Source organism: Flavobacterium sp. KACC 22761 (assembly GCF_034058155.1).
GTDB lineage: Bacteria > Bacteroidota > Bacteroidia > Flavobacteriales > Flavobacteriaceae > Flavobacterium.
Map to the genome: position 1 here is coordinate 2,515,849 of NZ_CP139148.1, position 13,321 is coordinate 2,529,169.

General features: G+C 33.1%; 12 protein-coding genes. 3 read left to right on the top strand and 9 right to left on the bottom strand.

What is annotated here, in order from left to right:
- Positions 1 to 171 precede the first annotated feature (171 nt).
- Positions 172 to 363 carry a hypothetical protein gene (locus SCB73_RS10970; protein WP_320570052.1) on the bottom strand — a complete coding sequence of 64 codons (192 nt, stop codon included), beginning with the start codon at positions 361 to 363 and terminating at the stop codon, positions 172 to 174.
- A 130-nt stretch (positions 364 to 493) separates the two neighbouring features.
- Here SCB73_RS10970 and SCB73_RS10975 point away from each other — a divergent pair, with 130 nt between their 5' ends.
- Entirely contained in the window at positions 494 to 1,288 is a 795-nt protein-coding gene (locus tag SCB73_RS10975) for a zinc-dependent peptidase (RefSeq protein ID WP_320570053.1), read from the top strand.
- 8 nt (positions 1,289 to 1,296) lie between these two features.
- Here SCB73_RS10975 and SCB73_RS10980 read toward each other — a convergent pair whose 3' ends face one another.
- The 4 genes from SCB73_RS10980 to SCB73_RS10995 form a co-directional block, all read right to left on the bottom strand.
- Positions 1,297 to 2,043, bottom strand: coding sequence for a hypothetical protein (locus SCB73_RS10980; RefSeq protein ID WP_320570054.1), 747 nt, complete (start codon positions 2,041 to 2,043; stop codon positions 1,297 to 1,299).
- Between the two features lie 77 nt (positions 2,044 to 2,120).
- Entirely contained in the window at positions 2,121 to 2,585 is a 465-nt protein-coding gene (locus SCB73_RS10985) for an Mpo1 family 2-hydroxy fatty acid dioxygenase (protein WP_320570055.1), read from the bottom strand.
- Positions 2,586 to 2,738: 153 nt separating this feature from the next.
- Entirely contained in the window at positions 2,739 to 3,977 is a 1,239-nt protein-coding gene (locus SCB73_RS10990) for a DUF3754 domain-containing protein (protein ID WP_320570056.1), read from the bottom strand.
- Positions 3,978 to 4,382: 405 nt separating this feature from the next.
- Positions 4,383 to 4,598, bottom strand: a complete 216-nt coding sequence (locus SCB73_RS10995) for a hypothetical protein (RefSeq protein WP_320570057.1) — start codon at positions 4,596 to 4,598, stop codon at positions 4,383 to 4,385.
- Between the two features lie 492 nt (positions 4,599 to 5,090).
- Between SCB73_RS10995 and SCB73_RS11000 the strand changes: the two genes are divergently transcribed.
- Both SCB73_RS11000 and SCB73_RS11005 read left to right on the top strand, forming a co-directional pair.
- A complete protein-coding gene (locus SCB73_RS11000; RefSeq protein ID WP_320570058.1) occupies positions 5,091 to 5,303 on the top strand; it encodes a hypothetical protein in 213 nt (70 codons plus the stop codon).
- Positions 5,304 to 5,362: 59 nt separating this feature from the next.
- Complete coding sequence (locus tag SCB73_RS11005) at positions 5,363 to 6,892, top strand: SulP family inorganic anion transporter (RefSeq protein WP_320570059.1); 1,530 nt, start codon at positions 5,363 to 5,365, stop codon at positions 6,890 to 6,892.
- 205 nt (positions 6,893 to 7,097) lie between these two features.
- Here the strand turns inward: SCB73_RS11005 and SCB73_RS11010 are convergent, their stop codons facing one another.
- From SCB73_RS11010 to SCB73_RS11025, 4 genes are all read right to left on the bottom strand, one after another.
- Positions 7,098 to 9,482, bottom strand: coding sequence for a hypothetical protein (locus SCB73_RS11010; RefSeq protein ID WP_320566306.1), 2,385 nt, complete (start codon positions 9,480 to 9,482; stop codon positions 7,098 to 7,100).
- Between the two features lie 235 nt (positions 9,483 to 9,717).
- Positions 9,718 to 10,917 carry an alkaline phosphatase family protein gene (locus tag SCB73_RS11015; protein ID WP_320566307.1) on the bottom strand — a complete coding sequence of 400 codons (1,200 nt, stop codon included), beginning with the start codon at positions 10,915 to 10,917 and terminating at the stop codon, positions 9,718 to 9,720.
- Positions 10,918 to 11,309: 392 nt separating this feature from the next.
- Positions 11,310 to 12,941 carry a chaperonin GroEL gene (gene groL / locus SCB73_RS11020; RefSeq protein WP_320566308.1) on the bottom strand — a complete coding sequence of 544 codons (1,632 nt, stop codon included), beginning with the start codon at positions 12,939 to 12,941 and terminating at the stop codon, positions 11,310 to 11,312.
- 91 nt (positions 12,942 to 13,032) lie between these two features.
- Positions 13,033 to 13,308 carry a co-chaperone GroES gene (locus SCB73_RS11025; RefSeq protein ID WP_008467105.1) on the bottom strand — a complete coding sequence of 92 codons (276 nt, stop codon included), beginning with the start codon at positions 13,306 to 13,308 and terminating at the stop codon, positions 13,033 to 13,035.
- Positions 13,309 to 13,321: the final 13 nt, after the last annotated feature.

A 13,321-nucleotide genomic window follows, 5' to 3' on the forward strand; every position in this document is an offset into this window, starting at 1 on the left:
CAAGGATTTGTTTCACATGAGACTATTTCTTGAATTTAAAATTAGATTTTAAAAAAAAGGACTTTATTTGTTTTTATCCTAAATATGGTTGCAACTTATAAAATGCAACCACATTTAATTGTATTGCAGAAGAATAGGGCTAAATACGCAATTAAAGCGCAAATTTCAAATCTATTTTTCAGATTGCTTTTTTCTGTTTTTGATTAAATAGAAAATGGAGAAAGCAAAAACAATTATATAAATGACAGCCAATGCCGGCTTTTCAAATTTTAGCGTTTCGAAGTCAAATTGCTTAAACAATACTACACCCAAAATGATTGCGACGATCGAAAAAGTAAATCGTAATGCGTTTTTGTTTTCCATTTTTTAAAGTTTTATTAGGATTAAAATTCTTTCTGGTTATAAAGCTAATATAATGAAATAATTAATTCCGTTTTTATATTTTAGCAAACAGAGAACGAGAAGTTTTCTATTCCCAAATCAAATTTAAAATATGTTCGTTTTCTTTTTTATCGGAATTTTGATTGCTTTAGTGTTGGCCATAATTGTGTTCAGAATTATTGAACCCATTTATCTGATGATTTACAATAAGCCATTGTATTTGTTTTGGTATCCAATTTTAAACCAAATTGATCCGAGAGATAAGACAATTTTAGGACGTGAATTTCCGTATTATTTTAATTTATCAGATAAAAAGAAAAGGTATTTTGAACACCGAGTAAAATGTTTTATTGAGCATTATAATTTTGAAGGAAAAGATATTGAAGTTACTCAGGACATGAAATTAATCATTGCCGGAACTTATGTAATGCTTACTTTCGGTCTGCGAAATTACCTGCTGGAATTATTTGAAAATATCATTATTTACCCAACATCGTATTATTCTACAATCAATCAAGCTTATCACAAAGGAGAATATAATCCTAGGATGAAAGCAGTTGTTTTTTCTTGGGAAGATTTCCTGAGCGGACACGAGACAAAAGATAATATCAATCTCGGATTACATGAATTTACGCATGTTTTGCACTTTTATTCTCGAAAAAGTTCAGAGCCTGGTGCGGTTATTTTCTATGATGAATTTACCGAAATCGAAAAGTATTTCGATGATGAATCTTTGAGGAATATCCTTAAAGAAAGAAATTATTTTAGAGAGTATGCTTATACCAATAAATTTGAGTTTTTGGCCGTAATTTTAGAGCATTTTTTTGAAACTCCGGAAATCTTTAAAAAGGAATTTCCAGAGTTGTTTGAACGTGTGAGATTAATGATAAATTACACCGAACGGTAAAGAACAACTTATTCTTCCAATATTTTTTCGGTGTCAATAGCGTTGTTTTCCTGATATAATTTTTGGCCAATTTTTCCAGTATCACCGAGAGCGCGACCTTTTATAAGCCAAGCAATTCCAAAAGCAAAAAGAGCAATAGTTTCGAAAACCAAAGTGGAATAAGCAAACAGTTTAAATTTTTCTGAAATTGGCACTAGAATCAGTGAGGCTAAAATCGTATAACCGCAAAATTTATAAATATTGTTTTCATTCAAGATGCTTTTTGGGGTTCCAGTTTCGTTTGTCTGACCAATCGTAAAAACATTAATAGCGAGTAAAGCCAATATCAAAAAGAAGACTCCTGCAAATCCGTAATGAATCCATCCCAGCCAAGTTTTGGCTGACGGAATGAGCGTGTATATTTTTTGTGAGAAGTCAGCTGGATTTGTGGGAACTAGAGCAACTCCAATTGCCATGACTCCTGCAATATTGGTCAGCAAATTATCATTTTTTAAGACAGAAATATTTCCATGGCCTTTGTATCTTATCAAAAACAAACCGACAGCACACAAAATTCCAGTAAAAATTTCTCTAAGATTAGTATAGTAATAATCGCTGATAGAAGGCTGAATTGAAGTCTGAAAAAAAGGAATCAGAGAAAAGCCAACTAAAAGAATGGGCAGACATATTCCTAAATACCCGATCGCACGCCTGATTCTTCTGTAAGTAAAAATATCAAAGCTTTCAATTTTGACTTCTTTGTTGTTTATCTTCATAAAGATTTTATTTATGCAATAATAAAGTTATGAGAATATTTTGTAAGTATTTGGAAATTGGTGCTTGAATCCGTTTTTTATTTCTTCGAAAAAATATTCTCGACAACCCAAGCTGGGCCAATCAATAAAAACTGAAGATCTTTTAAAAAAGAAGGTTTTTTGCCTTCAATATTGTGTCCGTAAAATTGTCCGATCCAAGCAATGACAAATACACCAATTGAAAACATCCATAAAGGCACGAACTGACCAATGTAGTAATTTACAATAAGGCAAATGCCAGAGAAAATAGCAATTTTAATCGCCATAGAAATTGATAATCGAATGTAAAAAACGAGAACAAAAAGTAAAACTACAAAAGCCCAGTTTTCAATAATTGGCATATTTAGTTTTAGTAAATTATAGATAAACTCGCTCGGAATACTCATTAATAAACCAACAATCGAAAAAAAGATTGCAGGAACGCAAACATAATGTATGGCTTTGTTTTTTGGGTTTTGATGACTTACGGCATATTCAGCAAACCATTGATCTAATGTTCTCATTTTTTTGGTTTTAGTAGTTAGTTGACGTAAATCTAATGAAAAATCTTTTTACTTAAACAGAATAAAATTTCTCTCGCAGATTTGGCAGATTAAACAGATTTTGATCTAAAAAAAGAAATCGGCTTAATCTGCCGAATCTGCGAGAAACCAAAATTAAATTTTTTGAGTTACGTTATACTCAAAAATAGTATCCCACAATTCATCAATTGTAAAAAGCGCTTCTTTTAGCGGAATAACTTTCCATTTTCCATTGTTTTCAATGCCAAGGCCAATATTTTTCAACTTCAATAAAGCATCATTGACATCAAAATCCAAATCGGTATTCAATTTGGTTTTAAACCAAGATTCTATTTGATTGTCGAGTTCTTCGGCGGTTAAAGGTTTTTCGCTTTTGTGTAAAAATGAATAGGCCAAAATAGTTTCTTTTAAGACCTCTTCTTCAGATGAATTCAAGAGCGAATAAAAGGCACCGCTGTTGTTTCCGAGATTTTTGAAATACAAACTATCAGAAAGTAATTTAGAATATCGGATTTTTTTATTTATGAAATTGTTGTACTGGCGAAAGCAATAAGCAGATAAAATTCCCAGCGCAATCAAACCTTGATTTAAGGAAGTTTTACTATTCAGTAAATCAATAGCTTCTCCCGTTTCATAAGCATTGTACATATTGATTAAAGCCGGAATTACTTTTGCGCTTAATAATGAAATGCCACCGAAAACTCCTGGAATCCACAGCAACATTTTATCCTTTATGGACATTCTCGGAATTGCATTTGGAAAAATGGTTTCAAGATCATTTTTTGGAACGCGCTTAAAGATTTTTAAAGAGATAGAACCCGGGTCAATTGGCATTTTGCCTAATTTGACTTTCTTTTTATTCAGAAAATCGGCATCACTGTAATTGAGGTAAACTAAAACACGATCATAATATTCGACTTCAATTTCTTTTTTCCAGAAAAAATATTTTTTGACTTTTTCAGTCGCTTTATGATGCCCGCGTGCATAAAGTTCAAAATCCTTGAAGGCGTTGAAATCAATTTCGAGATTCAAGCCAATCAAATCAGATTCTGTAAAAGCTTCGTCCAGTGTTTTTTGATCAATTCGGTAATAATTTCCACGTTCTAAAACCTGAAGCAATGTTTCCTTGAATGCCGAAAAGTCACTTTTGCCAATAAATTGACGGCGTTCTTTTTTGCTCAAATCTGGATCAAACAAAGCATAGTTTTGTTTCAGATTTCGATTCAGATTAAAAGATTCATAGTGATAATAATGTTCGATAATGTCAAACAATTTTTTAAAATCAGCTTCTTCGTCAGGATTTTTAGCGAAAGCAGCGATTTGCTGTTCCAATAAAAATTCTTTGTTGAACGGAATATAATGTTCTAGGATCATGTTGATTTCTGGGCTTTAATGCGTGGCGTTTACAACATGCAAAAATACTGCCTGAAATTTGATTTCGAAAAAGTTTTTTTGGTTAGAGAAAGTATTGAAAATAAAAAAGTGAGATTTATATCGGTTCCAGCGATTAAAATCCCACTTAAAAGTTCCAAAAAAAAATAGTGACAAAATTTACCTGATTTCCTAATCAGAAATCATATTCTACAAGAATAAATGATTACCACAAGTTTACTATAAAATAAAATAGCGGCTATGCGTATTTATACCTGTTTTTGTGAATGAATGCAAATTATTGGTAAATGATTTGTTTGGTGATGTGATAAAAAAAGCCGTCAGAAAGAAGCCTTCGGAATTTAAATCTCAAAAACATTTACTTGAACTATATTATTCTTTTTTAATTTATTTTAATGTTTTTTTGATGAGCTGAAAAACAACATCTTCATGTGCTTTTTCCATTATAGAATAATCTTTCTTGATATTGTCAGCCTTAACTCCTTGCACCGAACCGTTTATGCACTGTCTGATATAATATTTTGAAACTTCGTATTTTAAAAACAAAGCTTCTAATATAGTAGAATTGTAGGAATTATAGTTTTTTGCCTTACTCTTACCCATTGTTTAATTTGTTTTAAATATCGAAAACAAATATAAATGGTAATCTCGGACAAAACCAAAAAAAACGAGAATAATTTCTTACAAAATAGTAATATAATTCTAGTTGATGTGAAAATTATTGCTGATAATTAAGGTTTTAGTATGATCAGGCTAGAGAAAAAGCTCTAGTTTCGTTGTGAAATGAAGCGGTCGAAAATCTAAAAAAGTAATTTGTATTTAGAAAATACGTCTTCGGTTTGTAAGAAAGAAGAGAAACGGGATAAACAAAATTCAGAAGTTTTTTTAGATTTTTTCTGAAGTGATGTATGTTGCAAGAGCTTGAGTAGTTTATGTATACTGTTTTCTTATTTGAATTATTTTTTGCGATCTGACCTTTAAATATCGAAAGAATTTACTTAGATAAAAATTTCAATTTTGAAAGTTTTTACTTAACTTTAAATTACGATACCACTATAATCTTTTTTAAAGAAAAAGAGAATTAAAACCGGCCCCATGATAGTTGAAGTTTTCAAAACAAATGTGCAGAAAGAAGCAGACAAAAACTATGTCGTTGCCGTTATACAAGCCCAATTCCCGGATTATAAAATTAATTTTGATTTAGAAGATTGTGATAAAATATTGCGGGTCGAAGGCATTGATATAAAATATGATAATATTATCGATTATGTTAATTGCCTTGGTTATACTTGTGTGAGGTTGGAGTAATCTATATTTTTCTCTTGATTTATCGAGTTGTTAGGCATTGTTTTCTACATTTGTGGCCTATGAAAAAAGCATCACAACTCTTCGATTTTAGTCAGAAAGTCAATTACAAAAACGAAATTTTAGCCGGTTTTACGGTCGCAATGACAATGATTCCAGAATCGCTTTCATTTGCTATTTTAGCTGGATTTCCGCCATTAGTTGGATTATATGCTGCTTTTATTGCCGGATTAGTTACCGCAATTTTTGGAGGAAGACCGGGAATGATTTCGGGCGGGGCAGGAGCAACAGTAATTGTCTTGATTGCTTTAATGAAATCACACGGAATAGAATATGTTTTTGCTGCCGTTGCATTGGGCGGTGTAGTGCAAATTTGCATTGGACTTTTTAAACTCGGCAAATTTATTCGACTCGTGCCACAACCCGTAATGTTTGGTTTTGTAAACGGGTTGGCAGTTGTCATTTTCATGTCGCAATTAGAACAATTTAAAACTGTAATAAATGGACAGGTTTCTTGGCTTCAAGGAACTCCTTTATACATTATGCTTGGTTTAGTTGCGCTTACTATTGCAATTGTTTTAGTTTTTCCTAAAATTACAAAAGCAATTCCGGCTTCGTTAGTTGCCATTATGGTTGTTTTTGCTTTAGTGATTGTTTTCAATATTGAAACTAAAACAGTCGAAGATATCGCTTCGGTTCAAGGCGGATTTCCTCCGTTTCATATTCCGAATATTCCAATTTCTTTTGAGACTTTAAAAATTATTTTTCCGTATTCAGTAATTGTTGCAGCGGTAGGTTTGACTGAAGGTTTGCTGACGCTGAATTTAGTGGATGAAATTACGGGAACTCGAGGAAATAGCAATCGCGAATGCATTGCACAAGGAAGCTCGAATATTTTAAATGGCTTTTTCTACGGAATGGGAGGTTGCCCAATGATTGCGCAAACTCTGGTAAATCTTGGCGCCGGTTCACGCGCCCGACTTTCGGGAATTATTGCTGCGTTGACTATTTTAATGATTATACTTTTTGGAGCGCCAGTAATTGGTAAATTGCCAATGGCCGCATTAGTTGGCGTAATGATGATGGTGGCAATTACCACGTTTGAATGGGCAAGTTTCAGGATTATCAACAAAATGCCGAAACATGATATTTTTGTTGGAATTCTGGTTGCTTTAATTACAATCGTACTGCATAATCTGGCTTTGGCAGTTTTGATTGGTGTAATTATTTCGGCTTTGGTTTTTGCGTGGGAAAGTGCCAAAAGAATTCGTGCCAGAAACTATATTGATGAAAACGGAATAAAACATTACGAAATTTATGGACCATTGTTTTTTGGTTCGACCACTACTTTTTTAGAAAAATTTGATGTCCAAAATGATCCCAATCATGTCATTATTGATTTTAAAGAAAGCCGAGTTTCTGATATGTCAGCGATTGAAGCCCTAAATAATTTGACTAAAAAATACAAAGAACAAAACAAAACGGTAGAATTACAGTATTTGAGCGAGGACTGCCGAAAATTACTCAAAAATGCCGATGCTGTTATTAATGTCAATGTAATTGAAGATCCTACTTATAAAGTGGTTAGTTAATTAGATAACGTGACAATTTGCCAATTAGATAATTAGACGATGATTGTCACCCTGAGCGAAGTCGAAGAGCGCTCCAATTGGCACGTGGGCTTCGACTCCGCTCAGCCTGACAAAAGGATATAGACAAACAAAAAACAACCCGACAGGCTTAACAACCTGTCGGGTTTCTCAGATAGTATTCAAAATTTTCTAATTGCCACATTATCTAATTATTTACTCCAACAGGAACTTTTTTGACTTCTGAAATTAAATATCCATCATCAGTAAAACCTTCTATTAGAACCTGTATTTCTTTTTGCTGATTTTTTGGAATTTTAATTTGAAAGTCTGAGCGATCTGTTAAATCGACGTTTGGTGACCAATTCAAGGTGCCGAAATAATTAAATTCATCCTGATCTTCGAATGGTACAGTTTTATAGGTGAAATTTTGAGCAAAACCTTTTGTCACGATTAGTGAAGTATGTTTTGATTTGAAATATTCGTTTTTTTGACCTGTTTTCATGAAAATTTTAATTGTACCGTGTCCTCTTAAGGCTGTAACATCAGAGCTTCCGGTTCTGTCAATGTAGATTTCATCTATTTGATCTAGCGTGAGATAATACAAATCATTAAAATCATAAAGTAAAAAATTGTCAATATACACGTTTGGAGGAGTAGCTGTGAGATAAGAACCCGGCGCCCAACCCTTATAAGCATCTCTGCGATCTGCTATACGTACGGTATAATTATTGGGGTCAATACCTGTATTATAACCATTTAAAGATAGAAAATTTAGCAAAGTCTGATGTGATTTGCCGTCAATTTTAAAAGCTTTGGCCATAGGGCTTACTTCTGCTTTATGAATAAAAACTTCTTTTTGGGCAGTATTTTTTACTTCTACTTCTTTTAATGTAGTAGCCTTTGTTTTAGGCGGAGGAAAGTTAAAAACATTGTCAGACGTCTTTCTTGCTTGACAAAAAGTCTTTTCAAATGATGGTCCCAAAGCAAATCGAGGCTCATTTCTGGCAATTCGCGCTTCTATTTTAGTGGTTAAAGTGTTGTTTTTTTCATTGCTCATTTGCAAAGCCAAAACAGTCGAATCCTGAACAAAAAAATGTTCAAATTTAAAATCATTATTCTGGTCAATGATGGTTTCGTCAAACAGATTACTTTTTAATTCAAAGAGCGTAATTTTATTTTTAGAATTCGGTTTTTGCTCTCTCTCGACTTTTCCATTTATGGTAACTCCTTTTTCAAATTCATAATTGATTTTTGGCGGACCTGATTTGATATTTTCCCACAAGTATTTGCCTTTGTTTTGTGCAAGCAATAAAAGTTCGATATCCTGTTTTCGGGTTTTATTGTCTGGATTAAAATAAAAGTAAGTGTCATTTACTGGTTTGTCCAAATAGGCATTTAAGTAGAAAGTTCCTAAAATTGATTTTTTCTGAGTATTGCAAACGCTCTTTTCGGGCAGAATACTAATACTCAAATGGGCTTTATCAACTTCCGTTTTTCCAGATAATATGATGCTGTCGTTAGCTGTTGTTTTCGTTTGAAGTAGTGTTGACGGATTTCCGTTTTCTTCGATATAGGTAAATCTTTCAGTAATTTCATTCAAATCTTCATCTAATACTCGGACAGTATTAATGCCATTTGATAGGAATTTTTTATCAAAGAAAATTGGCTGTTCGGTTTTGTTATTGTTGAAGGTAACTTCCTGTAGCATCAAATTTTCATTTTGCTGAATGAGCACAATGAATTTTTTATTTTGAACGGACTGTAATCCTTTTTCATTTGTTTTTAGAACAACAAGTAATTTGTTTTTTGCAGGATAATCTTTTTGTGTTAAGATTAGTCCGGTTTCTGCAATTTTGCCAAGAGGACGTTCTATTTTTAATTTGTCATTATTTATTTTGAGGGTATATTTTTCATTTAATTTGGCTCTTAAATAAATAACACCATTTCCCATTTTGTTGGTATGAAAGTTTGAAATTTCATCTGATTTTGAGTCCAAAATAACGCCATCTGTAATTTCTATTCCTTTTTTATTGCAGTCTGTAATCTTCACGCCTATTGTATTGACAACATCGCTTAGTATAATGCCACCTTCAGGAAATAAGCTTATTTCTGCTGTTACCCAATTTGGTTCATTGGTTTCAAAAACGTATGGATTGTTTTTGTCAATAATTTTAATGGTCTGATTAAAGGAATCATCTTCCTTGAAATTATTCATCCAGTTTGTATAAAAATGGAAATAATATTTACCCGATTTAAATTTTTCATTTAAATGAATACCGCCAGAAAAAATACCGTCTTGTGCAAAAAGCAATTGTTTTTGAACGATTTGCTCTTCATCATTATAAATGACTAATTGAACATTTGTAGTGGCACTGTTCGGGATATTGTTGTTTTTGCTGAGAATATATCCCTTGAAGGCGATATCTTCGTCATTTGTATAAATATTTTTATTGAATTGGACGTGGATAATCTCTCGGTCTTCTGAAAAATAGTCAGCAAGGTACTTGGTAATTTTATCTTGATTGCTAATCTCTTGCGAAAAGGAATGTATGCAAAAGAATAAGCTAAAAAACCGAATGATTAATTTCATACAGAAAATATTAGGAACAATTTTAATTACCATAAAGCTATAAAATTAATTGTAATATTAATCTGTAATTATCAAAAACCGTGCAAGTTTCTGTAAGTAAGTTAATGTGTCAATTAGATAATTAGAAAATGTGATAATGATTAACAGGTCGCATATCTGTACTATAGAGGCACGCTGCAGTGCACCTCTACAATTTACACCAGCAATAAAATTATCTAATTATCACATTTTCTAATTAGCGAAGCATCAATTCTACATCACTCAATTTTCCGTCGATTTCTCCTATTTGTAGACCTAAAATATGTGCTATTAAAGGATAAACCGAAACATTTTGAAATGTTTTGACTCTTTTGTTTATTTTAAAAGCTGGCCCTTTTGCGTAAAAAATAGCGTGCATATCTTTTTCATTATTGTCGTAACCATGCGTTCCGCCTTTTATGTTCTGAGATTCTTTAGTTACTAAACTCCATCCTTTATCAGCTTCAATAACAAAATCAAGTACTCGTGAATTTGTTCCGTAATGTAATCTTGTGGGAACTTCAGATGATTTCCAGAATTTAATATGAGGCACTTTTTTGAGAGCATTAGCGATAGAATCTTGATAACCAGATTTTGCCTGTACGCTCATAATTGGGTTCACTACATCTTTATAACCCAACCATTCTGGTTTTAAATAATCTAAAACCGCTACTTTTTTATCATTGCTGATATTTGCCATTCCGTGGTCTGAAACGATGATCAAATTGATTTGTTTTCCGATAGGCAATTGATCTAATTTTCTTGAGATTTCACCCATTATAGAATCCATTTTGATAACCATTTTTTTGTTTTCCGGCGAAAGCGGACCAAAATTATGCCCAGTATGATCTGGTTCGTCAAAATATAAAGTGATTAAATGAGGTCTTTGTTTTTCTGGAAGTTGCAACCATTTCATGACTGTATCGATTCTCGCTTCGTACCGAATTTTATTATCGTATTTTTTGAAATAACTCGGATTTCTTTTGTCGATATCAGAACCTGGCCAGAAGAAAGAGGCAGTTTTCACACCTTGTTGTTCGGCTAAATTCCAAATCGGATTTCCGCCATAAAATCTGGAATCATTTTTTGCATCGCTTGATAATGAAAAAGCTTGATTTAAGGTAGCATCATAAAAAACATTATTGATGATTCCGTGATGATCAGGATAAAGACCTGTTACAATCGAATAATGATTTGGAAAAGTTTTACTTGGATAAGATGGTTTCATTGATTTGGCATGAACGCCTTCTTTTTCAATTTGCTTTAAATTCGGAAGCTTGAATTGTTTGCCGTAATCCCAGCGAAAACCATCCATAGAAACTAAAACGACATATGTATCTTTATTAGTTTGGGCTTGTAAAACGAATGATAGTAAAAGAAAAATTAAAGATAGGAGAGTAGTAAACTGCTTTTTCATTTTTTATATTATTGTGAAGCAACAAAGGTATTGATAACAGATTTTTTAAAGAAAAAGAGAATGTTAAATAAAAGAGCTGCCACGAATTGCACGAATTTCCACTAATGCTTTGTGTAAAAGAAGTTGCCACAGATTACACGGATTAAAAGGATTTCTTATTGGATACACTAAAAATTTTTCACGCAGATTTTACAGATTTAAGCAGATTGATTTAATTTTTATAATCTATGATCCGCATAAAATAAAAATCCTTTTAATCTGTGTAATCTGTGGCTAATTAAACTATGCGCAAAAGATTAAAACTAATTCGTGTAAATTAGTGCAATTCGTGGCAAACAAAAAAAAGCGCCAGATAATAAATCCAGCGCTTTTAAGTTTAAGAAGAGAATGAATTACATCATTCCTGGCATTCCGCCTCCCATTGGCATTCCGCCTCCGGCATTTTCTTCTTTAATATCAATTAATGCACATTCTGTAGTTAAGATCATTCCAGAAACAGATGCAGCATTTTCAAGAGCTACACGAGTTACTTTTTTAGGATCGATAATTCCAGCTTTAAGCATGTCAACATATTCGTCAGTTTTTGCATTGTATCCAAAATCGCCAGAACCTTCAGCAACTTTAGCCACAACAACAGAACCTTCAAGACCAGCGTTTTCAACGATAGTTCTTAATGGAGCTTCAACAGCGCGAGAAACGATTTGAATTCCAGTTGCTTCGTCAGCGTTATCAGCTTTTAAATCGGCTAAAGCAAGTTTAGCTCTCAATAAAGCAACACCACCACCAGCAACAATTCCTTCTTCTACAGCAGCGCGAGTTGCGTGTAAAGCATCGTCCACTCTGTCTTTTTTCTCTTTCATTTCAACTTCAGAAGCTGCACCAACGTAAAGAACTGCAACACCACCGGCTAATTTAGCCAAACGCTCTTGTAATTTTTCTTTATCGTAATCAGATGTAGTAGTTTCCATCTGACCTTTAATTTGGTTTACACGGTTTTTGATGATATCTGCTTCACCAGCACCGCTTACGATAGTTGTATTATCTTTATCGATAGAAACTCTTTTTGCGTTTCCTAACATTTCGATCGTTGTATTTTCAAGAGTGTAACCTCTTTCTTCAGAAATTACAGTTCCTCCAGTCAAGATAGCGATATCTTCTAACATTGCTTTTCTTCTGTCTCCAAAACCAGGAGCTTTTACAGCAGCAATTTTAAGAGCACCTCTTAATTTGTTTACTACTAATGTAGAAAGCGCTTCTCCGTCAACATCTTCAGCAATAATCAATAATGGTTTTCCTGATTGTGCAACTGGCTCTAAAACTGGAAGTAATTCTTTTAAAGAAGATACTTTTTTGTCGTATAATAAGATGTATGGAGAGTCTAATTCAACTTCCATTTTCTCTGGGTTTGTTACGAAGTAAGGAGAAAGATATCCTCTGTCAAACTGCATTCCTTCAACAACGTCAACAAAAGTATCAGTTCCTTTAGCTTCTTCTACAGTAATAACACCTTCTTTTCCAACTTTAGCGAAAGCGGTAGCGATTAATTCACCAATAACTTCGTCATTGTTTGCAGAGATAGAAGCAATTTGTTGAATTTTGTCAGAATCGCTTCCAACAACTTTAGCTTGTTTCGCTAAGTCAGCCACGATTGTTTCAACAGCTTTGTCAATACCACGTTTCAAGTCCATTGGATTGGCACCAGCAGCAACGTTTTTAAGACCTTCTTTTACGATAGCCTGAGCTAAAACTGTAGCAGTTGTAGTTCCGTCTCCTGCAAGGTCATTGGTTTTAGAAGCCACTTCTTTCACCATTTGCGCACCCATATTTTCTAATGCGTCTTTTAATTCGATTTCTTTTGCAACAGAAACACCATCTTTAGTAACAGTTGGTCCACCAAATGATTTTCCGATAATTACGTTACGACCTTTTGGTCCAAGAGTTACTTTTACAGCATTTGCTAATGCATCAACACCACGTTTTAATCCGTCACGTGCTTCAATATCAAATTTTATATCTTTTGCCATTTTAATTTTTTGTTTAAAGTTTGATTTGTTTCAAGTTAAATGAAGTTCTTAATTCTTAATACTTCTTACTTAATACTTAATACAATTTTTTTTAGATAATTGCTAAGATGTCGTCTTCGCGCATAATCAAATAATCAGTACCTTCTAATTTTAATTCAGTACCAGCATATTTTCCGTAAAGAACAGTGTCTCCAACTTTTACAGTCATCGTGTGATCTTTAGTTCCGTTTCCTACTGCAACTACAGTTCCTTTTTGGGGTTTTTCTTTGGCAGTATCTGGAATAAAAATACCTGAGGCAGTTTTAGTTTCAGCTGCAACAGGCTCGATAAGTACGCGGTCTGAAAGCGGTTTAATGTTTAAAGCCATGATTTTATATTAT

Excerpts from the sequence above, each read along its gene's own strand:
- SCB73_RS10970 (WP_320570052.1), bottom strand. The coding sequence starts at position 363 with ATGGAAAACAAAAACGCATTACGATTTACTTTTTCGATCGTCGCAATC.
- SCB73_RS10975 (WP_320570053.1), top strand. The coding sequence starts at position 494 with ATGTTCGTTTTCTTTTTTATCGGAATTTTGATTGCTTTAGTGTTGGCC.
- SCB73_RS10980 (WP_320570054.1), bottom strand. The coding sequence starts at position 2,043 with ATGAAGATAAACAACAAAGAAGTCAAAATTGAAAGCTTTGATATTTTT.
- SCB73_RS10985 (WP_320570055.1), bottom strand. The coding sequence starts at position 2,585 with ATGAGAACATTAGATCAATGGTTTGCTGAATATGCCGTAAGTCATCAA.
- SCB73_RS10990 (WP_320570056.1), bottom strand. The coding sequence starts at position 3,977 with ATGATCCTAGAACATTATATTCCGTTCAACAAAGAATTTTTATTGGAA.
- SCB73_RS10995 (WP_320570057.1), bottom strand. The coding sequence starts at position 4,598 with ATGGGTAAGAGTAAGGCAAAAAACTATAATTCCTACAATTCTACTATA.
- SCB73_RS11000 (WP_320570058.1), top strand. The coding sequence starts at position 5,091 with ATGATAGTTGAAGTTTTCAAAACAAATGTGCAGAAAGAAGCAGACAAA.
- SCB73_RS11005 (WP_320570059.1), top strand. The coding sequence starts at position 5,363 with ATGAAAAAAGCATCACAACTCTTCGATTTTAGTCAGAAAGTCAATTAC.
- SCB73_RS11010 (WP_320566306.1), bottom strand. The coding sequence starts at position 9,482 with ATGAAATTAATCATTCGGTTTTTTAGCTTATTCTTTTGCATACATTCC.
- SCB73_RS11015 (WP_320566307.1), bottom strand. The coding sequence starts at position 10,917 with ATGAAAAAGCAGTTTACTACTCTCCTATCTTTAATTTTTCTTTTACTA.
- groL (WP_320566308.1), bottom strand. The coding sequence starts at position 12,941 with ATGGCAAAAGATATAAAATTTGATATTGAAGCACGTGACGGATTAAAA.
- SCB73_RS11025 (WP_008467105.1), bottom strand. The coding sequence starts at position 13,308 with ATGGCTTTAAACATTAAACCGCTTTCAGACCGCGTACTTATCGAGCCT.